We start from the raw sequence: 24451 nt of genomic DNA, 5'->3' as shown, positions 1-24451 counted from the left end.
ATGAATGTATAAAAAACTAAAACACTAAAGCAGCATCGCTTGTGTTACTACTGATTATATTATCAGTAGTTTTTCCTTCAAATAGTAAATTCAGCAAATGAAGGTATATTATTTTTCTTTTTTGGCAAATTAGCTATCTTTTTACTCTACACTATTGATCAAGGCAAAGATTTCCTCTTTTATCTTCTGATTTACCAAAAGAGCATTCTCTCTTGAATCCTGGTTTGAATAGAAATAGAACTTTATCTTTGGTTCTGTTCCTGAAGGTCTGATAGCAAACCATGAACCATTATCAAGGAATAATCTGATAGCATTCTGAGCTGGAATATCCTCATATCCGCCAATATAGTCGATAACCTTATCAACCTTAGCGCCAGCAACAGATGTAGGAAGATTTTCTCTAAAGTACTTCATCATACGCTGTATACGCTGTGCTCCAGGAATACCCTCAAGGACGATATTTGGTTCATCCTCTGCAAAGAATCCGTATTTAGCGTAGATTTCCTGAAGGACATCCCAGAGTGTCTTGCCCTGCTTTCTATAATATGCTGCAGCTTCTGCAACAAGCATACCTGCTGAGATACCATCTTTATCTCTGATATCCTCACAAACTGCGTATCCAACAGACTCCTCATATCCAAAGAGGTATGTATAACCATTCTCGTGAAGATATGGGATCTTACCGCAGATATTCTTAAATCCTGTAAGTGTCTCAAACATCTCTACGCCATAAGCCTTAGCCATGATAGTAGAAAGAGTTGATGTAACGATAGACTTTACCATTGCTCCCTTTTGAGGAAGTGTGCCAGCGTCTTTTCTACCCTCTAATACATAGTTAACAAGAAGGTATCCAGTCTGATTACCATTAAGAGGGATATAATTGCCATCTGCGTCTCTGATCTCAATAGCAAATCTATCTGAGTCTGGGTCTGTAGCCATTAAGAGCTCTGCTCCAAATTCCTTACCATACTTCTCACTAAGCTTGAATGCCTTAGGATCTTCTGGGTTAGGATATCCAACTGTTGTAAAGTCTGGATCAGGATTCTCCTGTTCTGGAATGATCTTCCAGTTGTTGAAGCCCCTATCTGTGAGCATCTGTCTAAATGGAATAGAACCGCATCCATTAAGTGGTGTATAAACAAGAGGAATAGAAAGGTCAAGCTCGTCTCCCTCATGAATAGCCATCTTTTCGATCTTATCAAGGTATTCTCTGTCGTACTCTTCACCAAGGATCGTGATCTTACCTTCTTTTACAAGAGCATCGAAATCACCAGTCTTGATGCCATTCCAGATATCAACAGCATTGATCTTCTCTGTCATGCCATCTGCGATCTCAGATGAAACCTGGCATCCATCATCCCAATATGCCTTGTAGCCGTTGTATTCTCTAGGATTGTGTGAAGCAGTAATGTTGATTCCAGATACTGTTCCAAGGCGTCTGATCATAAAAGCAAGCTCTGGTGTAGGTCTAAGATCAGGGAATGTGTAAACCTTGATACCATTTGTTGCAAATATACCAGCTGCAAGCTTAGAGAACTCTTTTGAAAAATGTCTTGGATCATGAGCGATGATAACGCCCTTTTCCATGTTCTCTTTACCAGAAGCTACGATATAATCAGCAATACCCTGTGAAGCCTTGCCGACAGTCAAAAAGTTCATTCTATTAGTTCCAGCGCCTACCTTACCACGAAGTCCTGCTGTGCCAAATGCAAGATCCTGGTAAAAGCGCTCTTCAATATCTTTGTCATCATCCCCTATCTGAAGGAGCTCTGCCTTTAATGGATCGCCATCAGAAAGGTTTGTAAGCCATTCATTATATCTTTCTTTGTAATTCATTTATTAAACCTCCTTAATGAATTATTCGATTCAAATACTATTTTAACATATAAACATTTTTATATGAGTGATGATCCTTTTAATACAAGTATCCACACAAATATGGTGAAAATACTAAGAATTGTTGAAACTACCACGTATTCACCCGCAAGATCAGCGTCTCCATCCATACTCTGTGCCATAGGATATGATGCCGCTGCAACAGGGGTTGCAAACATGCAAAATACAACAAAAAGCTGAGCGCCTCTAAATCCGATCATAGACATGATAGTCACTATGATGCTTGGTATCACAAGGAGCTTAAGTCCTGTTCCTATAGCAATTGGCTTTGCATTTTTCTTCATATCAGAAGCTTTAAGAGTTCCTCCTAGTACAAAAAGAGATAAAGGAGTTGCCATATTGCAAAGCTGAGATATAGGTCCTGTAAGGCATCCAGGCATCTTAAGAGGGAGCATATTAAAAACGATACCTGCAATAGCACCTATGATAAGGGGATTCTTTAGGATATTTTTTACCAGCACATTTGGTGATACTGAGCCGCCTCTAAAATACTCTAGGATTGCAACAGAAGTGATGTTATAAAGAGGCACGATAAAGGCTACCATGATACTTGCCATTACCACACCCTCTTTGCCGAATACGCTCTCTGTAAGAGGAATTGCAAAAAGAACTGAGTTACTCCTAAAGATTGCCTGCATTATAACGCCGCGTCTTGAATTTTCTTTTTCAAATAAAGGAACAATGAAAAACACGGCGAATATGACCACAAGGGTGGCTGCAAAAGCAAAGCCTACATATCCCGCGCCCTTAAGCTCAGTAAAGTCCACATCATAGAGATTGTTGAACATTATAAATGGGAAAAAGACGTTAAATACTACTCCATTTAGTTCTTTTAAAAACTTTTCTTGTACAAGTCCTATTCTCCTAGATATAACTCCAAGAAGGATGTAAACAATAAAGGGTATTACTGCATTTGTAGCGATTATCAGATTTTCCATTGCTGTCCCAGCCTTAATTATTTTGCCGCTAGCTTAAGATCACTTTCTATTTGAGCCTTAAGCTGATCTATACTGTCAAACTTCATTTCTGGTCTCAAAAAATCTTTGAGCTTTACTTCTATTGTCTTACCATAAACATCTTCGTCAAAATCATAGATATAGGTCTCCACACCTACCTTCTCATGCTCTGAAATAGTAGGCTTTCTGCCAATATTAGTCATGCCCTTATATTCGCAGCCATCTATCACAACGAGGCTACTATATACGCCAAATGGAGGAAGGAGCTTATTGTCAGGAGGAAGAATATTAACTGTAGGAACACCTATTGTATGACCAATATGTCTTCCGTGCTCAACGATTCCGCTGATACTGTAGTCATAACCCAGAAGCCTTCTGACCATATCCATATCTCCGTCTGAGACAACGTTTCTAACTCTTGTGGAGCTTACTTCTTCGCCGTCCATCATAACCTTATCAATGAGCCATAAGTCAAATCCAAGCTCCTTACTTAAGTTCTTGAGTAGGAACTGATTGCCGCTTCCCTTGTCGCCAAAAGAGACATCGGTACCCGCAGCGATATACTTGGCCTTTAGATCATCTACCAGAATGTTTCTGACAAAATCCTCTGGTGGTGTTGCTGCTGTATTCTCAGTAAGTGGGAACTCTACAAGAATATCGATTCCCATCTTCTCAAAGGCTCTTCTCTTTTCATTTCTGGTAAAGAGCTGTCTTACTGTGTGCCCTACAAAAAACTCCTCAGGCGATGGCTCAAAAGTAAATACTGTAGCTTTAAGGCCATTTTTCTTTTGCTCAAGGATCATATCAAGGAGCTTTTTGTGACCTAAATGTATGCCATCAAATTTGCCCATTGCTATGGCTGTTTTTTCATTTATATTCAGTTCATCAAGTCTTGTGATTATCTGCATCTTTTTATATCTCATTTCTCAAAAAAGAACTTGTCCACCTTGAACATCTTAGTTCTTGAATCATATTTGTATATTCCAAAGAAAGTCTCATCTTCGGCGTATACTCTGATCATATTGCCATCTTCAAGCATCTCTTCGAGATACTCTGTATCATTAACACCCTCAGGATCTTCATTTATGATGTTGTCCTTCCTGAAGCTATTACCATTTTCCAAAAGCACTCTGGCTGAATCCTTGACGTGAACTTTATCAAGGTCTCTAAAGATAAACTCTGGAGACTGGATATTGTCAATCAAAGTACCATCATCTCTCATCTGCTCAATCTGAGACAACGTAAAAGCTGTCTCAAGATTAAAAGCACCTACCCTCGTCCTTGTAAGATGCTGCATTGCTGCCCCGCATCCAAGGCGAAGGCCAATATCTTGGCACAAAGTCCTGATATAGGTTCCCTTAGAGCACTTTACTTCCATAGTAAACATATGCTCATCTTCTAAATGTGAATCATCTAAAATGGTTATGGCATCTATATGGATCTTTCTTGGTTTTCTTTCAACTTCGATTCCTTCTCTTGCTAGTTCATAGAGTTTTTTGCCATCCTGCTTGATAGCTGAAAACATAGGAGGAATCTGGTCATAATCTCCAACAAAGGCCTTAACCGCCTCGTGGAGCTCCTCTTTGGTCACATTAACCTCTGATGATTCAAGTACATTGCCAGACATATCCTGGGTATCAGTTATAACACCCAATCTGCATACAGCAATGTACTCCTTGTCATGATCTGTAAGCATCTCAACAAGCTTGGTTCCTGTGCCAAGGCATACTACCAAAACACCCACAGCATCAGGATCAAGAGTTCCTGTGTGGCCAATCTTTCTCTGATGAAGAATGCCCCTAAGCTTTGCTACGACATCATTTGACGTAAAGCCAGGTTCCTTATATATATTTATTAATCCGTTATACTGGTTCATATTTTTCCTATCCAATGTGATAAAACAAGCCACAAGACATAACAACATATCTTGTGGCTATTATTCATGTGATCAATCAAACAGCTGCTGGTGTATATATTTAGTAATGTTATTGATTACGTCATGCTGTGTTCCATTCACTGTGCAGCCTGCTGCTCTCTGATGGCCACCACCTCCGAAGAGCTGGGCAATCTTGGAAACATCAACTGCTCCATTACTGCGAAGGCTCACCTTGTAGGCCAAAGGCTCAATCTCATACATAAACACAGAACAATCAACTCCAATAGTAAGGAGCATCTGATTGACTATACCATCAAGGTCACTGCTGACAGCTCCATAGAACTCCATTGTCTGCTTGGAAACAACAGATACGATACATCTGCCATCCATAAGCATGATGCTTTCCAAAAGAGTTCTTCCAAGGATCTGATTCTGCATATAGGTCTTTTCATAAAAAACATGATCTATAAGACTTCCAAAATCAAAGCCGTAGGAAATAAGTTCTGCCGCAACTTTCATGGTCTTTGGAGAAGTATTGTTATACTTGAAAACTCCAGTGTCTGTGACCATTCCAGTATAAAGAGTCTTGGCTATATCAATATCAAGTTTGCTATTATCGATCACATCATAAACAAGCTCACAGGCTGAACTAGCTGTAGGAACAATGTAGTTCTCATGACCAGTTCCCTGATTGCTGATATGATGGTCGATGTTAACAACCTTCCTGGCATTATCAACAAAGGTTTCTGCCTTACCAGTTCTGTCTTTGCCACAATCAAGAACAATAAAAAGATCGTAGCTGTCTACATCTGTTGTGAACTCATGATTTACCTTATCAACATCTTTGATAAAGGTAAGTTCTGCTGGTATACTCTCAAGAAAAACGTCAATCTTGGCATCTGGATAGCATTTGGACAAATACTGATACATGCCCATACAAGAACCGACGCAATCTCCATCTGGCCTTATATGACCGCTGATACCGACAGTCTTTACACCTTCCATTAGCTGATCGATTTTCATTCTTCCTCCTCAAAAGAGTCATCATCTGCAGAGTCTTCTAACTCATCCTCGATGTCCTCTCCACGAGCTGCTCTAGCCTCATTGTCCTTGGCTGTAACCTCATCGATTATCTTGGACATATTGATAGCATACTCAATAGAATCATCCATGATAAATCTAAGCTCTGGAGTATATCTCATGTTGAGCTGCTTGGCTACTGTGCTACGGATATAACCTGCTGCACTCTTAAGACCTTCTGCAGTTCTAAGTCTATCCTCGTCATTACCCATAACAGTCACCCAAACCTTGCATGTCTTAAGGTCAGGGGCAACCTCTACATCCATAACGGATGTAAAGGGACTGATCCTTGGGTCTTTACTATAACGGATTGCTTCAGAAATAACCTTCTGAACCTCGCCATTAATTCTTTTATTTTTATTACTGTTTTTACGCATTTTACTCTCCTGTTAATAGGAAGTTCTGCTCTCGCATCAGGTTCTAGGAACCTCTACCATCTCGTAAGCCTCTACCATATCGCCTTCATGAAGCTGATCGAAACCGTCAAATACAAGACCACACTCGAAGCCTTCCTTAACTTCCTTGACGTCATCCTTGAATCTCTTAAGAGATGCAAGATCACCTTCGAAGATCTGCTCGCCGTCTCTAGAGATACGAACCTTACAATCCTTCTTGATGACACCGTCCTTAACGAAGGAACCAGCGATGTTACCAACCTTAGAAGCCTTGAAGATCTGTCTAACTTCTGCATGACCAGTAACTCTCTCCTCATAGATAGGAGCAAGCATACCCTTCATAGCATACTCAATCTCTTCGATAGCCTGGTAGATAACCTTGTAAAGCTTGATCTCAACGCCTTCATGCTCAGCCATGCTCTTAGCTGTTGCATCAGGACGAACATCAAATCCGATGATGATAGCGCTAGATGCAGCTGCAAGAGTTACATCTGACTCGTTGATAGCACCAACACCACCGTGAATAACCTTAACAACTACCTCATCATTTGAAAGCTTAAGAAGACTCTGCTTGAGGGCCTCTACGCTACCCTGAACGTCAGCCTTGATGATGATGTTAAGTTCCTGAAGTCTACCCTCTTCGATCTTGGAGTAGAGATCATCAAGAGACATCTTAGCCTTTGTCTCTTCGATAAGATCCTTCTTGTGCTGCTGAAGGTATGTATTAGCATACTGCTTGGCCTGCTTGTCAGTCTCATGTCCAAGGAATACCTCACCGGCATTAGGAACATCTGAAAGACCAAGAATCTCAACTGGCTGTGAAGGACGAGCTTCTTTGAGCTTGTTACCCTTATCATCAACCATGGCTCTAACCTTACCTGAGCTTGCTCCTGCAGAAATGAAGTCACCTACATGAAGTGTACCCTTCTGAACAAGAACATTTGCAACAGGACCACGGCCCTTATCAAGTCTAGCCTCAAGTACAAGACCTCTTGCCTCTCTATCAGGGTTAGCCTTGAGCTCAAGGATATCAGCAGTAAGAATGATAGTCTCAAGAAGGTCTTCAATACCTTCACCTGACTTAGCAGAAACAGGTACGAACTCTGTTGTTCCGCCCCAATCAGTAGAAATAAGACCATATTCAGTCATTTCCTGCTTAACTCTGTCGATATTTGCATTTGGCTTATCAATCTTGTTAACAGCTACAATGATCTCTACCTCTGCAGCCTTAGCATGGTTGATAGCTTCTATTGTCTGTGGCATAACTCCGTCATCAGCTGCAACTACAAGTACAGCGATATCTGTAGAATTAGCACCACGCATACGCATAGCTGTGAAAGCTTCATGACCAGGAGTATCAAGGAATGTGATCTTCTGATCATTTACTGATACCATGTAAGCACCGATTCTCTGTGTAATACCACCGGCCTCTCTATCAGTAACGCTTGTCTTACGGATTGCATCAAGGAGTGATGTCTTACCATGGTCAACGTGACCCATTACGCAGACAACTGGAGGTCTCTTCTTGAGAGTCTCTGGTGCATCCTCATCCTCTTTAAGAAGCTCTTCGATAACATCAACAGGAATCTCCTTCTCGCAGATGATATCGTACTCGATGGCGATATTCTCAGCTTCTTCATATGTAAGCTCTGTATTAACTGTTGAAACCTGACCAGCCATGAACAGCTTCTTGATGATAACTGATGGCTGCATCTTCATCTTCTCAGCAAGTTCCTTAATAGAAACCTTCTCTGGGATTGAGATAACCTTGATCTGCTCTTCTGGCTCTTCTACCTTCTTGACCTCAGGCTTGATGAATCTGCCAACTCTCTTACTTCTTGGCATCATCTCTTCCTGCTCGTAAGCAAGATCTTTCTTGTTTCTCTTATCCTTTTCCTGACCGATACGACGTCTTTCTTCGTCTCTGTGGCTTCCGCCCTCTTTTACAGGAGCATCTGCAAATCCGCCTCTAGAAGCATTCTTATCAAACTTGTTTCCAAATTTGTTGTCGTTTCTATCGTTTCTGCCACCGAACTTACCGCCCTGTGGAGCGCCCTGATTGTCGCGTCCACCTCTTGGTCCGCCGAAGGAATTGTTCTGGCCATCTCTACGGAATCCACCGTTTTGACCATTTCCATTATTTCTATTCTGGAAGTTATTTCTATCGCCTCTGTCATTTCTAGGTCCGTTGTTTCTGTCCCCATTCTGACGGAAGTTTCTATTATCTCTGTTTCTGTCATTCTGTGCAGGAGCTGCATTCTGCTCTCTTGCTGGAGCCTTTGGCTGTACATTCTCCTGTACCTGCTCTTTAACCTCTGGAGCTGCCTGTGCCTGAACTGGAGCCTCCTTCTTTGGTGCTGGCTTTGGAGCTGGTGTCTTTGATACAACGTTATCATAGCTATCAAGCTGTGATGGAGCTGTTAAAGGCTTGATTGGATGGTAAACATTCTGTGACTGAGCAAAAGTTCCTCTTCTGCCGTTGTTGTTTCCACCATTTCTGTTGCCACCATTGTCACGGCGCTGGTTGTTATTGTTATTATTGCCGCCGTTTTGGCCGTTATTGTATCCACCCATCTTGGAATTACCAGCATTGGTAACCATGATGATCTTGCTCTTCTTTTTCTTTGGCTCATCGCCTGCTGCCTGCTTAGGCTCTTCCTTTGGAGCTTCTTTCTTAGCTTCCTTTGGAGCGTCCTTGCTCTCTGCAGGTGCCTTTGCCTCCTTGGTAGCACCACCCTTAAAGTGCTTTCTAGCTACCTCTGCATCAGCTTCCTCGATAGAACTATTCGAACGTTTTGCCTCTATGCCTTTCTCCTGCAGAACGCTTATCAGCTCCTTTGCGTCGCATCCAAGCTCGCTTGCAAGTTCGGATATTTTAATTTTTGCCATTCACATTTCCTCCGTACTTTTTTCTAGAAGTAAGTCCTTTATGAGGGTCTTAGCCAAACCTTGGTCTGTTACAGCCAGACTCGTTCGAACGTCCTTACCAATTGCATGTCCCAAAGCATCTTTGTTGCCAAAGAAGTATATTGGAACGTTATAATAACTACATTTATCCCTAAACTGCTTTTTAGTATTATCTGAAGCGTCTTCACTTACGATCACCAGCACTGCTGTTTTTTTCCTGATAGCTTCAAGGCAGGCAAATTCGCCGCTCTTTAGCTTGCCAGCTCTCATACATAGCCCCAGCATAGAATATATCTTGTTAGAATCCAATATCTTAGCCAAGCTCCTTTTCCATTCGCTCAAGCACGTCTGCTGGTATCTGAGCCTTAAGAGATCTCTCAAGTCCTTTGTTCTTGACTGCTTTCAAAAGACATTCCTTGGAGCTACAGATATATGCTCCCCTGCCATTAGCTCTACCTGTGGTATCAAGAACAATCTCGTCCTCAGGAGTCTTAATGACCCTGATCATCTCTTTTTTCTCTTTCATTTCACCGCAGCCGACGCATTTTCTCATCGGAATCTTTTTTTGCATATTATTCCTCAACTTCAGCATCAGAAGACTCTACATCGCCTTCCTCATACTCGCCCTCTTCATACTCATCGTAATCTTCATCATCAAGATAGTCTTCCATACGGAATCCAGGAGCATCCTTAGCCTGTGTCTCACTCTTGATATCGATCTTGTAACCTGTAAGTCTTGCAGCAAGTCTAGCGTTCTGACCTTCTTTACCGATAGCAAGTGAAAGCTGGTAATCTGGAACTACTACCTTAGCGCTCTTCTCGTCTGGATCAGCAAATACTGCAACGATCTTGGCTGGTGAAAGAGCATTCTGAATAAGGTTACCAGGGTTCTCATCCCAGTTGATAACGTCGATCTTCTCACCACCGAGCTCATCAACGATAAGGTTAACTCTAGCGCCGTTAACACCTACGCATGCACCAACTGCATCTACGTTAGGGTTGTTAGAATAAACTGCGATCTTAGTACGGCTTCCAGCCTCTCTTGCGATTGACTTGATCTCAACTGTACCATCCTGGATCTCAGCAACTTCCTGCTCAAAGAGTCTCTTTACGAGATCTGGGTGAGTTCTTGAAACAAGGATTCTAGGTCCCTTTGAACCATTCTTAACTTCAAGAACATATACTCTGATACGAGATGTAGGTCTGTAAACCTCTCCCTTTACCTGCTCATTTTCATTGAGGATAGCATCTGCTCTTCCAAGGTTGATGCTAACGTTCTTGCCAATGAATCTCTGAACAACACCAGTAACGATGTCATGCTCTTTCTCAAAATACTCATTGTAGATAGCACCACGCTCTTCCTCACGGATCTTCTGAAGGATAACGTTCTTGGCATTCTGTGTTGCGATACGTCCGAACTCCTTAGAGTTAAGAGGAACTGCTACAACATCATCTACCTTTGCCTTCTTGGTGATCTTCTTGGCATCATCAAGTGAGATCTCAATCTGAGGATCCATAACATCATCAGCAGTCTCAACTACAGTCTTGTCTGCATAGCACTTGAAGTCGCAGTTGTTTCTGTCAACTTCTACTCTGATGTTCTCAGCTCTGCCAAAGTTGTTCTTGCAAGCTGTGATAAGTGAATTCTCGATTGCATCAAACAGAGAATCCTTGCTGATGTTCTTCTCCTTTTCTAAAAGATCAAGGGCATCCATTAATTCTTTACTCATCGTAATCTCCTTTTTTACGCTTGGATCAAAAATCCAAAGCAAGCTTAATCACTGATATCTCTTTTCTTAAAAAGTTTTCATCTTTATCATTTATAGTTACGGTTACGCTGTCGCTGTCAAAACTCTTGAGCGTACCGGCAAACTCCTTAACTCCATCTCTGGCTTTGAAGAGCTTGAACTCTACATCCTGTCCGATGCTGTTTGCAAAATGTCTGTCTTTCTTGAGCTGTCTTCCAAGTCCTGGACTTGAAACCTCAAGAGTATAAGCATCTTCAATAAAGTCATCTGCATCTAATGCATCAGATAAAGCATGACTTACATCAACGCATTTGTTGATATCTACTCCGCCTTCTCTGTCAATGTAGGCACGAAGATACCATTCACCAGCCTCTTTGACATACTCAACGTCATAGATCGTGACGCCATTAGCCTCGGCTATAGGAACTAAAAGCTCCTCGGTTTTCTTCTCGATTTCATTTTTCTTCATGAATTAAACCTCATCCTTCGATTCATATATTCATAATCTGAAACATGATTTACATATGAATACATAAATCTTATCTAAATACATAAAGAAAGTGGGCTTTCTTCAAGCCCACTTAACATTTACCATATCGACAATACCACAATAACGCATTTTCGTCAAGGGCTACTATTTTATCACCTTGAGATTCATTTGTCATCACCGTATTTTTTCTCTGGTAATACTATTAGCTTGTTTTTTGCATGTTTTGGTATGCTTGATACAAAAGCAAGTGATACCATATTCTTATATATTCCTATTTTAGTACCACTGTATCAAACTTCAGTAATACCATTTTTCTTTTTTCTACTTGCTTAGTATCATTGTATTAATTTCTTGTAATACCATTATGTTTTATCTAGTTCTTTTAGTATCACTTGCACGGATTCAAGGGATACCATTCACTCTTTTCTTGCCTTTTTAGTATTACTACGTATAGCTCTTGTAATACCATTAAGGTTTATCTTGCATTTTTGGTATCACTCCGCAGAGCTCTCATAATACCATTGCACTTATTCTAGCTATTTTGATACCATCTCAAAGGACTTCAGCAATCCCACAGTAATACACAATAACCTATTCTTTCAGATATAGCGCTATCACCTTCCTAACATCATCAATTGTCAAAGGATGTCGCTTTGTTTCAAAAGTCATGATAAGGTTCACGCCCGGAATATACCCATTTTTCATATAAAGAGATATCTTGCGCATCATATTGTCAAAATAAGCCGCATCATCAACCAATCCAAAATGCTCCCAAATAATAATTCCGCCAGTAACATCGTTCCTGATAGTAAAGTCCGGATAAAACGCGATTCCGTCAATGTCTAGAAGACATTCATATCTATAAGAAATACCTTGTTCAAAAAGTTCGTTAGCTATTAGTGCTTCCGACTTGGACCTCACGTATTGTCCTTTCGGAGCCTTTACTATAAGGTTTTCTGGATGAGAACCGCTGCGTTCATATGCCTCATCGCCCCAGCCATCACCCAATATAAGTGAGCGGTACGGTGAATTTTCTTCAATCAAAGAGGCATAATCAGTGCATTTTCGCCTTTTAATATATGCCTCAATACAGCTAAGCTCATTTTCTTTATCCCGTAAAATAGCTTTGGAATAAGCCTTCTTAGCAAGCTTCCTTGCAAGCTCGACATCTTTCTTATTAAGGTACTTTCGTTCATAGCCGCCATTCTTATTCTTCTTTTGATGGTACCATCTATAATGGCCATTTTTCTTCAAGGGAACTATTGAACCAGCCGGGGCATGCGATATCTCCTCCTTTAATAATTCAATTTTCTTTTTTATCTCATATTTTTTCTCAAGATAATAATCAATACTCATATTTCTGTATGCACACTCTCCTTTTGCAATCTAACATCAAAGATGCAAGTCTTCTCTCACCTCTTTCACTGCATAAAAAAATAAATGAGGATTCTTTTGGATGAATATCCACAAATAATCTAAAGACGCACTGTCCGTGCCGAATACTTAGAAAACAAAAAAATAATCTCAACTATCAGATAGTTGAGATCTCGGGTTGGGCTGTTATTAAACAGTCAGTACCTCGTAGCGGAATCGAACCGCTGATTCTGCCGTGAGAGGGCAGCGTCTTAACCGCTTGACCAACGAGGCTTACTAGCTTTTGTCGACCGCCGTATCGCGGCGACTTGTTTATATTATCTCAAAGATAAAAATAATGCAAGTACTTTTTTTAAATTTTTTCAAAAAATTTTTATGTTAACTTCTAGGCGTTTCCGTAATTTTCAAGATAGCGTCAAGACACACGCCTTAGATTCAGGAAAACACTGACAATCCATAGATCATTCATTTATCAAAGCATATCATAAAAAAATTGGCGACTTAGTTTTCCAAGTCGCCGAATCTTATATCAATTTACTATATTCCTTGGCTCGCCCTTCTGCCATGCCTGAACATTTTTCTTTACTTCTTCGAGGCATCTTTTTCTAGCTTCTGTACTAGCCCATGCCATATGAGGTGTTACAAAGAGCTTGCCACTATCCTGAATCTTAAGAAGTGGTGAATCCTTAGCCATAGGCTCTGGATTAAGTACATCAAGGCCTGCTGCCGCGATCTTGCCTTCTACAAGTGCATCATAGAGATCCTGCTCGCTGACTACAGCTCCTCTTGCTACATTAATAAGGATTGCATTCTTCTTCATCTTGTCAAATGCATCTTTATTAAAGAGGTTTCTAGTTCTGTCACTAAGTGGGCAGTGAAGAGATACCACATCAGAACGACTAAGAAGCTCATCAAACTCTACTCTCTCGTAATCTGTGCAAGTACTCCTACCTGAAGCAGAATAGAAAATAACCTTAGCACCAAAAGCTGTTGCAATCTCTGCAACCTTTCTACCTATATTACCCATTCCAACAATTCCATAGGTCTTGCCATCAAGCTCATTAAATGGAATATCAAGGCAGCAAAAATGTGGCTGGTTAGCGTATTTGCCACTCTTAACAAACTCATCATAATACTTGCAGTTCTCCATAAGGTAAAAGAGAAGTGCAAAGGTATGCTGTGCTACTGACATAGTTGAATAGTTGACCACATTTGCAACCTTAACGCCATGTCTGTTGCAAGCTTCTATGTTCGCATTATCAAAGCCTGTTGCGAACTCGCAAATAAGCTCAAGGTCTGGTGCATCATCTAATATTTTGTCGGTGATGGCACTCTTGTTGATCATAAGGACCTTGGCGCCCTTAAGTCTCTCAGCTGCATTGTCATCTGTTATCTTGTCGCCATAATATGTGCACTCACCCAGCTCATCAAAAAGGGTGTAGTCCATATCTGATCCTACGCTATCGGTATCTGCTACTACTATTTTCATGATCCGCTCCTTCAATAATATAAAACATTTTTATTCAAGACTTACTTCAGGAAGTTCCTGACTTGTCCAGTTTGTATCATTAGTATAAAAAATATCCTCTGAATAATTGTGCAAAAGAATATATGCGCGTCCATCTTCTACAAGGACAAGCTCATATCCAAGTCCGCCCATGGTTGGAACAAAGGAATCTACATATTTGCACTTGGCTCCATCTCCAAGGACTTTGTCATCATAGAGACTTACAACGCCTTCATCTGTGCTAAATTCAAAGACATCTTTGTACTCATCCTCAGTAATAAGTTCCTTAATAAGCTTAAGCTCATTATCTGTATATGTCTCTTCCATGATGCCTTCATTGGTATGTACCACTTCGCCAGTTGTGTATTCACCATTTGGTGATACAGCCATTCCCATCATACCAGCTGTTCCGGCACATCCAACAAACATTTCGCCATCATTCATATGGAAAAAGATATATCCATCATATTCTTCATCCTTATAAATAGCTGTATTGTCAGAAACAAAGTAAGCTACGCCCTCTGCATCTCCAGTGTGAGAAAAGTAATAAAACTCTCCTTTAAAGCTAAACTTCTCCTTGTCCTGATCACTGATAGTGATATCTCCGCCAATTGATGAGTGATTGTTTGTCTGCTGCCACTGTCCTTCGAAATTTGTAGCAGTCTCTGTACTCTTTCTAGTCTCATATATAGGTGCTATAGTCTCAACTTCAATGTACTTATTTATATCTTCCTGACTTGTAACATCTATTGGTTCACTTGCATCTGTAACAGCTGCTACAGTTTCCTCGCTGCTAGCAACTTCTGAAGTCATCTCAGTAGAAACCTGCGTACTACTATCAGGACTTGTAAACTCCTTATCAGTAGGCTCTGCCTTAGTAGCACATCCTGTTAAAAGAGCTGCTGCCAGCATGATAGGTAAGATAGTCTTTTTATTCATAATAATGCTCTCCTCTGTATATATCTTTACATTATACACACATAGGAGAGCTTAATTGTTAATTATTTTTGTATTTTAAATTCGTAAAATTCACCTGGGTTAAGAATAACATCAGCCACAAGCTCAGTGTTTTTCTGAAGATCATAGCCAAATTCTCTCTTTTGAAGCTCAAGCTCTTTTTCTTTAAATGGATACCAACCATCAAAATACTGAGTAATCTTGGCATTCTCACTCTGTACATGGATTGTAGCATGGACTGGATGAGCCTGTCCTGTAACATGAGCATAGAGGATGACCATATCATTGTCATAGTGGAAAACAGACACATTTGGTGCTGATACATATACACCGCCATAGTTAAACACTGGCTTAATGGCATCAAACGCCCACACTGGCACTCTAGACAGGTCTGATGGATTCTCAGGAATATTCACAAGATACATCTGTCCCTTGCCATAGCCATCCTTAAGGAAAAGAGATGTGTGATACTCCCCTGCTCCGCCATTTAAAAGTGACCATGACATATTATTAGAATGCTGAATATCTGCAAAAAGAACTGGCTCAACATTTTCAAGGTATCCAGCTGGATCGTCAGTCTTGTAATATCTTGTAACTGAAAGCTTTCTACCTGTAAGGTAGGCGCTACTAAGATCCTTCCATTCCTTTTCTGGGGCCTTTGCCATAAATCCTGGTGTTACAAAGGCCTTACCGCCCTTAATAAGGAAATCTTTAAGCTTTTCAAATATCTTTTCATCGCAAAGGGAACTCTCTGTCACAAGGACACTTCCGCTGTCTGGGAAAAGAGGTGTTGGATAAAGAGCAAAGCCCTGCATTCCAAGGAAGTCTTCTACGTGATTCTCACCCTGTGATGCATAAGGAATGTAAGCTGGGATTCCCACAGGCTTACCAGTTCTATCAAGCATCTTGTCGATTCTCTTAAACTGTAGTCCCAGAGGAGTTACAAGCTTATTTTCAAAAAGATCTGTCCACTGGAAAAGAGTTATCTCTTCAGGCTTGGAAAAGGCTGAAAGATAGCCCTGCTCAAGATAGTCATCAACTGGCCAGCACTGATAAGTGTCAAACCAAGTTCCATGATTTCTGCCGCCGCTGGCATCATCCATCCATCTAACCAGGCTGTAACTAAGATATGTTGGAAGGTGCTGATCCTGATAGGCACTGGCTCTTGTCTCAGTTCCTGTGTAGACCATATCAAAAATATCTTTTTCAACGTCAGGTCTATAGCCTGTTGCATGGTAAGATTCACGCCAGTTAGGGAACTTGATGATCATCTTGACATTAGGATTAACCTTTTTAGCTGGTCCTACTACAAGGTTCTCCGAAACATCCTTCATAAGTTCTTTTCTAAACTCTACCCAGGACCTATCTCCCTTAGCCTTGAGGCAATCCTCACAGGTACAGTTTGTAAAATAGAAGTCATCGAGAATAACTTCATCAAACTGCTCTGCACAGTACTCAGAAACCTTCTGAATGTACTCCCTCATCTTTGGATTTGTGTAACAGAAGGTACCAAAAAGTCTCTGTCTCTTTTCATCTTCCTTATCAAGGTCAGGCACAACCGTTGTAAATCCGCCTGCAACCTCAACATTTCTCTCTTTAAAGAACTCGATAAAGCTCTTCATCTTGTCCTTGTCTACCCAGTGTCCTTCTCTGTATGGCTCAAGATAGACCTTATCAAGACCTACATACTTCTCAATGAAGTCATACTGCGTTTTAAGCGTTTCAAGATCCATTCTCTCTAAGATCTGAGCTACGCAATACACTGTAGTTTTAAAATTATTAAAATGTCCCATTTCAAACCCCTCCGTATTATGCGTGATTATCTATAATGATCCTGCTGTCTTTGCAAGTATCCTTATCAGCCTTTAATAGTGGCATAAGTGAGATGTAAAGTGCATACCCATTTACAGCAAGTGCTCCGAGCCATGCGCTTATCTCTGTATAAGCTGTAGCCTTAAATCCAATCCTTCCTATGAAGAAAGAAATGACAAAGGTTCTAAGTATCATTTCCAAAATACCGGAAAGCATAGGAAGCATAGGCTTACCCATTCCTTGTACTGCACTCCTAACAACAAATAAGATATTTAAAAAGATCATCATTATGCCGCATCTAGGAAGGAACAGGCACACAAGGCCTATCTGCTCCTCACCTGATAAAAGGATCGCAGCAAGCTTATCTGGAATAAACACCATGATAGAACCAAGGATGGCATATGCAGTAAGCGCTATTCCAAGGCATACCTTAAAGCCTTCTTTTATCCTGTCATATCTACCTGCACCGTAATTTTGGCTTGTGTATGCGCTCATGGCATTTCCAGCTGTTGTTGCCGGATTCATGAAAAGATTTAAGTACTTGCTACAAGCTGCATAAGCTGCTGTATATACAACTCCGAATCCATTTACAAAGTACTGAACCACCATGCAGCCTATGGCTGTGATAGAGTTCATAAGCGCCATTGGAATACCATTTTTTAACAGGTCAAAAAATATTTTCTTTTCATTTTTGAAATACTCTTTTTGGAGTTTTAGAACTTCCATCTTCCTTAGGCTGTTAATACAAATAATGGATGAAATAACCTGTGAGCACAGCGTTGCGATGGCTGCACCCTCAACTCCCATGTGAAGCTTAAAGATAAATAGGCTATCCAAAGAAAGATTTAATATTGAAGAAATGATAATAGCCTTAAGAGGTGTTCTGCTATCTCCCAAAGCCCTTAGTATCGCTCCAGAAATATTGTAGCATATGCCAGCTGAAAGTCCGCCAAATACAATGTATCCATACTTTAAGCTATCAGCAAAGATAAGTTCATCTGTTCTCAAAAGTCTCAGGGCATGAGGCAAAAACAAAACGCTACTAACAGACAAAAAAGCCGCTAATACAATACCAAGCTCTATTACTCCTGCAAATCTGTGCTTTAAAGTCTCAATATCTTTGGCTCCGTAGCTCTGAGCTACCAGAACAGCGAAACCATTAGCAAGTCCAAAGGAAAAACCAACAATAAGGAAAAATAGCGATCCCATGTTACCTACAGCAGCAAGGGCATTGTCTCCAAGGCCTTTGCCTACTATCCAGGTATCTGCAAAATTGTAAAACTGCTGCAACATACTGGTAAGTAGTAGTGGCCAGTAGAAGGAAAGTATAAGTTTCAATGGACTTCCCTGTGTAAAATCGATCTCTTTTCTTTTCATAATAATCCCACTCCACATACAAAAATGCTGATATTACCTACATTTGTAGTATCATTCTAGTCCTGTATCTTTTTAAATTGATATATATTTTTTGCCAATTTTTGCCCAATTTTTGTTATGATTGATTTATGGGAAACGCAAGAAAAGAAAAAATACAATTTGATACACCTTCAAACATATACGTTGTAAAAAACGGATGTCCTGTGACCTATCCGCCTCATTGGCACAATGCTGCAGAATTTACCATTATATTAAGGGACGGCTGTAAATACCGCGTAAATGACGTCTCCTACGAGCTAAAAAAAGGAGATGCCCTTTTGATATGGCCTCACCAGATTCATGAGACAATATCCATTCCTGAAAATGGAGCTCTTTTCATCCAGTTCTCATCTGCTATCATCGAGAACAGCTTGGACCTTGTATCAATCTCTAGATTCCTGTATACCTGTCATTACATTTCAGCTACAGAGGAGCCTGAGCTTGCCAAATATATAACCAAGAAGATCCTGGAAATAAAAAAGATACACGAACTTTCTGAGCCCCTTTCAGAGACTCAGTGTAAGCTGTGTATCTATGACATCTTATTAAAGATCGGCAACCACGTCCTTGATAAAGCCAAAAAGAATGCGTCCGAAGATTCCGTTACCAGAAAAGGAAGCTGGAAATACATTCATGCTGCCTGTAACTATATCATAGAGAACTCCTCTGACAACATCACTCAATCAGAGGTAGCAAAAGAGATTGGCCTTAGCACCTACTATTTTTCAAAGCTCTTTAAACAGCATATGAACATATCTTTCCCAGCATATCTTGCAAATATACGTGTTAAGAGCGCTGCATCACTCCTGCTTGATGAAAATATGTCCATCACAGAGTGCGCATTCCAGGCAGGCTTCCAGTCAACTACTGCTTTTAACAAGATCTTCCATGATATAACCGGCTATTCACCAAGGGATTATAGAAAGCTCTACAAGCAGTGATCATCTCACCATCATCTTATAAATTTCTGTGCAGTCTTTAGTATCAAGGGTTACAAAACCTGAGATACTACCTGTTCTGCCATCTCCATTGCAGAGAACATCAACAAGCTTTGGAATATCTTCTTCCTTTGCTCCAAGCTCTGCAAAAGAAAGTGGCATTCCAATACTCTTAAGGAAATTCTCAAGGCATGCAATTCCAGCAAGAGCAGTAGCTTCTGGGTTATCAAAATCCATCTGGCATCCCCAAACACGAGTAGCAAGCTTAGCAAAACGCATTACATCATGCTTGTAGACATACTTAAATACCGCAGGCATAGTAACTGCAAGGCCAGCTCCGTGGGCACAGTCATAAAGAGCTGAAAGCTCATGCTCTATGTTGTGGCTATTCCAGTCTTGACTCCTACCAACACCAACTGCGTTGTTGTGAGCCATCATTCCAGCCCACATGATATTTGCTCTTGCCTCATAATTATTGGGATCTGCTATTACTCTTGGAGCCTCATGGATCATAGTAAGCATAAGACCTTCAATAAGTCTGTCTGTAACCTCAACATCTTTGGTATTAGTAAGATATCTCTCATGAAGATGCGCAAGGATATCTGTGATACCTGCTGCTGTCTGATATGGAGGAAGGGTCTGTGTAAGTGCAGGGTTCAAGATACTAAACTTAGGTCTGATGGCATCTCCGCTAGCGCCCCTTTTAAACATTCCCTCTTCTTTGGTAATAACTGAATCAGGGCTTCCTTCACTACCTGCTGCCGCAATGGTAAGAATGGTTCCAATTGGAAGAGCCTCTTCAATTCTCTTTCCAGAATAAAAATCCCAGAAATCGCCGCCATAAACAGTTCCTGCTGCTATAGCCTTTGATGAATCGATCACACTTCCGCCGCCAACAGCAAGGACAAAATCAACTGACTCCTTTTTACAGAGTTCAATTCCTTCGTATACAAGGCCGCTTCTAGGGTTTGGCTTAACACCACCAAGCTCAACAAAAGAAATGCCTGCTACCTCCAAGGATTTTTTTACCCTATCCAAAAGTCCTGATCTTACTACACTTCCGCCGCCGTAATGGATAAGAACCTTACTGCCGCCAAAGCGCTTAACATATTTACCGGCGTCATTTTCTGTATCCTTACCAAATGCAAAAAAAGTTGGTGAATAAAAAGTAAAGTTATCCATAAATACCTCCGTTTTAAATTATTTCATAAAATGAATTACAGAATCATCAATATCTGAAACCTTTGAAAAGCCAGTAGAGCTCATAAGATATCTCAAGTCTCGGCCAAGGCCTTCAATGAACTTCTTAACTCCTTCTGTTCCTTCGCTTTCTAGGGATGGAAGCATTGATCTACCTACAGCTGCTGCATCTGCTCCAAGGGCAAGGGCTTTGAACACATCAGCTCCCGACTCAATTCCGCAGTCTACGATTATCTTGACATTCCTACCCTTCAAAGCCTCTTTTATCTTAGGAAGAGCCATCATAGGCGGAATAGCATATGGGATTCGTCCATGATGATGGCTTACGATAATAGCCTTAGCTCCGATATCAGCGCACTTAACAGCATCAGCCACACTCAAAACACCTTTGACTACAAAAGGTAGATCTGTCATTTCAACGTAAGATCTCAGCATATCAGCTGTCTGGAAGGTCATATCTTCCCCAACAACAAGATCATATCCGTTCTCTCCAAAGATATGGTCTATGTCCATTCCTATTCCAAAAGCACCAACTTCCTTGGCAAATTGAAACTGGTCACGGACCTTGCCATTATCAGCGTAGGGCTTAACTATTCTAACGGTCTTGGCCCCAGTATCAGCAATCCTCTTAAACTGATCATTTTCCATCATTCCGCAAAAATTAAGGATATTTACCTCTTTAGCAGCCATGGAATACTCTTCAAGTCCGTTATGTGTCCTTCCATTGTAATTTCCAAGGTGAGAAAAAGCTGGTGTCATAACCGGCATGGAAAAAGCCTCTCCAAAGAAATCTATAGTAGTGTCAGCCACCTTGGAGTCAATATACCTTGGTTCTATAAGAATAGAATCCATGTACTTTTGTGTAATAATATTTGCGTCAAACTCTCTAGTATAGGCCATTTAGCTCCTCCTTTAAGTACTCCATATACTTGTAATATTCTTCGTCGGTCTTAAGATGTTCCAAGATAACCGGCATATCTGAATCTATGGCATTCATCTTCTCTGCATAATATCTAAGTGGGAACTCTCCCTGCCCTGGCGCACACTCTTCTAGCCTTACCGTAAACTCGGGGCTAAGGTGCACATCCTTGATGTGACAGCTCCTTATTCTGTTTCCTAAGAGTTCTGCGCACTCATCAATAAATTCCTTGGCATTAAAATATCTGTCTATGGAATTTATCATGTTGATAGCATCCATATGAACTGCAAAGCGGTCCCTATCCACTTCCTCAATAAGTCTTAAATAGTCCTTGGGGCTAGTTGGCACCATCCAAGGCATAGGCTCTAAGGTAAAAAAGGTATTTTTAACATCCGCCCTGTCAATGATCTCCCGAACCATGCTCACTATGTCTTTTCGCATATCATCAGAAAAGTTTTCTTTATAAGCACCGTCCCAGATAGGGCCTGTAGTTCCGGCTACGTTAACGCAGCACCTTGCTCCAACATAATCTGCAAGTCTTAGCTGCTCTACGCAGTAATCAATATTCTGTTTTTTCTCTTGTGAATCTGAGGAAAGAGCATTCCTCCATATTCCGACTTCTGCTACTGAAAGTCCAGCCTTATCAGCAGCTTCTTTATATTCGATTATCTTTGACTCTGGTTCACTGCTCTGAACCGGGAAAACCACTGTCTTGCAGCCAAGCTTTATCTGATTGTCAGCCCAATGAACAGCAGAATCATATACAAGTGGTGAAGATGTTCCTAGTCTCATTTTGTCTCCTGTTTTCAAGCTTCAAAATGCAAAAAACAACACTACAAATTAATGTTATAAAAACAAGAGACAAAAAACTAGCAGATTATTTTTATATTTTGACCGATTTTTGTCTATCAATCTTCTTTGTGTTTTTCAAGCTTTTCCACAAATGCCTGTCCCATTTCAGAAAGCTCACTGCCTTTTCTGGTGATGTAGCCAAAGGTAAGTGTCTCATCCTCTTTTAGCTTAATTGCTGTAAGTTCAGATTCGTTAAGGCTGTCTCCAAGCATAGCAGCGCCAACTGCGTAGCCATTAAGTCCCAGCATGAGCTCGATTGATGTAGCTCTTTCGTTGGTGCTGATGACCTTCTTATAATCGTAAGTAGCAAGGGCTTCTTCTCTGTAGTAAAAAGAGTTGTTGTCTCCCTGATCAAATACCATGCAAGGATAGTCCTTGAGATCCTCGAGGGAAATCTCATCACTACCTGCAAGTGGATGGTCTTTTCTCATATATACATAAGTGTCACGGGTAAAGAGCTCATGAAATTCAAGGGATGCGTCTACAAAGACCTTTTTAAATGTATTCTTGTTAAAGTCAGAAAGGGCAATAACACCAACTTCACTTCTCATGGTCTTAACGTCCTCAATAACTTCACTGGTCTGAGTCTCTCTGATAAAGTACTGATACTCCTCAAGGTCATATTCCTTGACAGTATCGATAAATGCATTAACAGCCACAGTATAATGCTGCATAGATACAGAAAATGTAGGCTTCTCAGTCCTAGAATTTAAGTACTTTTCTTCAACCTTCTCAAACTGCTCTACAGCATGTCTTGCATAGGCAATAAAGCTAGAGCCAGCAGGCGTTGTGACAACACCATTATGAACTCTTTCAAAGATCTGAATTCCAATCTCATTTTCAAGATCTCTAACTGCACTAGAAAGACCAGGCTGCGAAACATAGAGCCTATCCGCTGCCTTTCTCATTGAGCACTCCTCATCTATGGCAATAACGTACTTAAGCTGTAATATAGTCATGTGCATTACCCCTTTAACGCAAAAAAGTATTTTTAACATAATAACATAAAATTATTGCTCCGGGGCAAATGAGCTTCGGAGCAATAGATTATGAACAGTCTATGGATGTTCAAAGAATATATATTAGTCGGCAAATAGTGGTGTGGAAAGATATCTATCACCAGAATCTGGTAAAAGAACTACGATATTCTTACCCTTGTTTTCTTCTCTTTCTGCAAGGATAGTAGCAGCCTTAAGAGCAGCACCTGATGAAATACCTACGAGGATACCTTCAGAAACAGCAAATCTCTTACCTTCTGCAAATGCATCGTCGTTTTCGATAGCGATTACTTCATCATAGACTTTGGTGTTAAGTGTATCAGGAACAAATCCTGCACCAATTCCCTGAATCTTGTGAGGTCCTGCTGTGCCCTGTGAAAGAACTGGGCTGGTTGCTGGCTCTACAGCAACAACCTTAACGTTAGGATTCTGCTCTTTTAAGTATTCACCTACGCCAGTAACTGTTCCGCCTGTACCTACACCAGCTACAAAGATGTCTACCTTACCATCTGTCTGCTTCCAGATCTCAGGACCAGTTGTAGCTTTGTGTACTGCTGGGTTAGCTGGGTTTACAAACTGACCAAGAATGATCGATCCTTCAATCTGACCATTGAGCTCTTCTGCCTTGGCAATTGCTCCCTTCATTCCCTTGGCACCTTCTGTAAGAACGATCTCTGCGCCGTATGCCTTGAGAAGATTTCTTCTCTCAACACTCATTGTATCTGGCAGTGTAAGGATTGCTTTGTATCCCTTAGCTGCTGCAACTGCTGCAAGACCAATTCCTGTATTTCCTGAAGTAGGCTCGATGATTGTTGCCCCTGGTTTTAACTTACCACTCTTTTCAGCATCCTCGATCATGCTAAGAGCTACTCTGTCTTTAACTGATCCTGCTGGATTTAAATACTCAAGCTTTGCAAGAAGTGTTGCATTTGTAACTCCTGCTTTCTTGCTATAGCCGTTAAGCTTAAGAAGTGGTGTTCCCCCGATAAGTTCTAATGCGCTTTCCTTGATGTCTGCCATTGTTTTTTCCTCCATTTATCTTGATTTGATTTCGTATCCGTTATTTGATGATATGATACTAACACGTCCATCTCATAAATTAAATTAAACAATCCTTATCGTTAGAGTTA

At 40.7% G+C, this 24451-nt stretch carries 22 protein-coding genes and 1 tRNA gene; 1 reads left to right on the top strand and 22 read right to left on the bottom strand.

The window, feature by feature from the left end; all coding sequences use genetic code 11:
- Nucleotides 1-141: 141 nt before the first annotated feature.
- From BLS24_RS00205 to BLS24_RS00125, 17 genes are all read right to left on the bottom strand, one after another.
- Nucleotides 142-1836 carry a phospho-sugar mutase gene (locus BLS24_RS00205; protein ID WP_091755112.1) on the bottom strand — a complete coding sequence of 565 codons (1695 nt, stop codon included), beginning with the start codon at nucleotides 1834-1836 and terminating at the stop codon, nucleotides 142-144.
- A 59-nt stretch (nucleotides 1837-1895) separates the two neighbouring features.
- Nucleotides 1896-2834 (bottom strand): AEC family transporter, encoded by a 939-nt coding sequence (locus BLS24_RS00200; protein ID WP_091755111.1) that lies wholly within the window; start codon nucleotides 2832-2834, stop codon nucleotides 1896-1898.
- 17 nt (nucleotides 2835-2851) lie between these two features.
- The gene (locus tag BLS24_RS00195) at nucleotides 2852-3760 is read right to left on the bottom strand and encodes a bifunctional riboflavin kinase/FAD synthetase (protein ID WP_091755395.1); all 909 of its coding nucleotides are present in this window, start codon (nucleotides 3758-3760) and stop codon (nucleotides 2852-2854) included.
- Nucleotides 3761-3771: 11 nt separating this feature from the next.
- On the bottom strand, nucleotides 3772-4728 hold the full coding sequence (truB, locus tag BLS24_RS00190; RefSeq protein WP_091755110.1) for a tRNA pseudouridine(55) synthase TruB: 957 nt from the start codon (nucleotides 4726-4728) through the stop codon (nucleotides 3772-3774).
- 72 nt (nucleotides 4729-4800) lie between these two features.
- Nucleotides 4801-5751 carry a DHH family phosphoesterase gene (locus BLS24_RS00185; RefSeq protein WP_091755109.1) on the bottom strand — a complete coding sequence of 317 codons (951 nt, stop codon included), beginning with the start codon at nucleotides 5749-5751 and terminating at the stop codon, nucleotides 4801-4803.
- On the bottom strand, nucleotides 5748-6185 hold the full coding sequence (gene rbfA, locus BLS24_RS00180; protein ID WP_091755108.1) for a 30S ribosome-binding factor RbfA: 438 nt from the start codon (nucleotides 6183-6185) through the stop codon (nucleotides 5748-5750). Before rbfA ends, BLS24_RS00185 begins: the two co-directional genes overlap by 4 nt.
- 36 nt (nucleotides 6186-6221) lie before the next feature.
- Nucleotides 6222-9092 carry a translation initiation factor IF-2 gene (infB, locus tag BLS24_RS00175; RefSeq protein WP_091755107.1) on the bottom strand — a complete coding sequence of 957 codons (2871 nt, stop codon included), beginning with the start codon at nucleotides 9090-9092 and terminating at the stop codon, nucleotides 6222-6224.
- On the bottom strand, nucleotides 9093-9422 hold the full coding sequence (locus BLS24_RS00170; protein WP_442857223.1) for a L7Ae/L30e/S12e/Gadd45 family ribosomal protein: 330 nt from the start codon (nucleotides 9420-9422) through the stop codon (nucleotides 9093-9095). It abuts the gene before it with no gap.
- Nucleotide 9423: 1 nt separating this feature from the next.
- Nucleotides 9424-9681, bottom strand: a complete 258-nt coding sequence (gene rnpM / locus BLS24_RS00165) for an RNase P modulator RnpM (protein WP_083385735.1) — start codon at nucleotides 9679-9681, stop codon at nucleotides 9424-9426.
- 1 nt (nucleotide 9682) lies between these two features.
- Nucleotides 9683-10840 (bottom strand): transcription termination factor NusA, encoded by a 1158-nt coding sequence (gene nusA / locus BLS24_RS00160; RefSeq protein ID WP_071175636.1) that lies wholly within the window; start codon nucleotides 10838-10840, stop codon nucleotides 9683-9685.
- A 25-nt stretch (nucleotides 10841-10865) separates the two neighbouring features.
- Entirely contained in the window at nucleotides 10866-11327 is a 462-nt protein-coding gene (rimP, locus tag BLS24_RS00155; protein ID WP_072701473.1) for a ribosome maturation factor RimP, read from the bottom strand.
- Nucleotides 11328-11939: 612 nt separating this feature from the next.
- Nucleotides 11940-12704: a PDDEXK family nuclease gene (locus BLS24_RS00150; RefSeq protein ID WP_091755106.1), complete on the bottom strand. Its 765-nt coding sequence runs from the start codon at nucleotides 12702-12704 to the stop codon at nucleotides 11940-11942.
- Between the two features lie 219 nt (nucleotides 12705-12923).
- Nucleotides 12924-12995: transfer RNA gene (locus BLS24_RS00145), tRNA-Glu, on the bottom strand.
- Between the two features lie 256 nt (nucleotides 12996-13251).
- Complete coding sequence (locus BLS24_RS00140; RefSeq protein WP_091755105.1) at nucleotides 13252-14211, bottom strand: D-2-hydroxyacid dehydrogenase; 960 nt, start codon at nucleotides 14209-14211, stop codon at nucleotides 13252-13254.
- Nucleotides 14212-14241: 30 nt separating this feature from the next.
- Nucleotides 14242-15168, bottom strand: a complete 927-nt coding sequence (locus tag BLS24_RS00135) for a hypothetical protein (RefSeq protein WP_091755104.1) — start codon at nucleotides 15166-15168, stop codon at nucleotides 14242-14244.
- 62 nt (nucleotides 15169-15230) lie between these two features.
- Nucleotides 15231-16979, bottom strand: a complete 1749-nt coding sequence (locus BLS24_RS00130; protein ID WP_091755103.1) for a hypothetical protein — start codon at nucleotides 16977-16979, stop codon at nucleotides 15231-15233.
- 16 nt (nucleotides 16980-16995) lie between these two features.
- The gene (locus BLS24_RS00125) at nucleotides 16996-18375 is read right to left on the bottom strand and encodes an MATE family efflux transporter (protein WP_242872192.1); all 1380 of its coding nucleotides are present in this window, start codon (nucleotides 18373-18375) and stop codon (nucleotides 16996-16998) included.
- Nucleotides 18376-18503: 128 nt separating this feature from the next.
- Here BLS24_RS00125 and BLS24_RS00120 point away from each other — a divergent pair, with 128 nt between their 5' ends.
- Nucleotides 18504-19355 (top strand): AraC family transcriptional regulator, encoded by an 852-nt coding sequence (locus BLS24_RS00120; protein WP_091755101.1) that lies wholly within the window; start codon nucleotides 18504-18506, stop codon nucleotides 19353-19355.
- On the opposite strand, the gene BLS24_RS00115 is transcribed toward BLS24_RS00120, so the two are convergent.
- From BLS24_RS00115 to cysK, 5 genes are all read right to left on the bottom strand, one after another.
- Nucleotides 19356-20534, bottom strand: coding sequence for an iron-containing alcohol dehydrogenase (locus BLS24_RS00115; protein WP_091755100.1), 1179 nt, complete (start codon nucleotides 20532-20534; stop codon nucleotides 19356-19358). It lies immediately after the preceding gene.
- Between the two features lie 18 nt (nucleotides 20535-20552).
- Nucleotides 20553-21452 carry an alpha-hydroxy-acid oxidizing protein gene (locus BLS24_RS00110; protein ID WP_091755099.1) on the bottom strand — a complete coding sequence of 300 codons (900 nt, stop codon included), beginning with the start codon at nucleotides 21450-21452 and terminating at the stop codon, nucleotides 20553-20555.
- The gene (locus BLS24_RS00105; protein WP_091755098.1) at nucleotides 21439-22263 is read right to left on the bottom strand and encodes a sugar phosphate isomerase/epimerase family protein; all 825 of its coding nucleotides are present in this window, start codon (nucleotides 22261-22263) and stop codon (nucleotides 21439-21441) included. Before BLS24_RS00105 ends, BLS24_RS00110 begins: the two co-directional genes overlap by 14 nt.
- A 116-nt stretch (nucleotides 22264-22379) precedes the next feature.
- Nucleotides 22380-23282, bottom strand: coding sequence for a LysR family transcriptional regulator (locus BLS24_RS00100; protein WP_091755097.1), 903 nt, complete (start codon nucleotides 23280-23282; stop codon nucleotides 22380-22382).
- A gap of 123 nt (nucleotides 23283-23405) precedes the next feature.
- Nucleotides 23406-24341: a cysteine synthase A gene (gene cysK / locus BLS24_RS00095; protein WP_091755096.1), complete on the bottom strand. Its 936-nt coding sequence runs from the start codon at nucleotides 24339-24341 to the stop codon at nucleotides 23406-23408.
- Nucleotides 24342-24451 lie beyond the last annotated feature (110 nt).

This window comes from Butyrivibrio sp. INlla18, from assembly GCF_900103635.1.
Taxonomy (GTDB): domain Bacteria; phylum Bacillota; class Clostridia; order Lachnospirales; family Lachnospiraceae; genus Butyrivibrio.
This window is presented reverse-complemented; position numbering and strand designations above follow the sequence as displayed.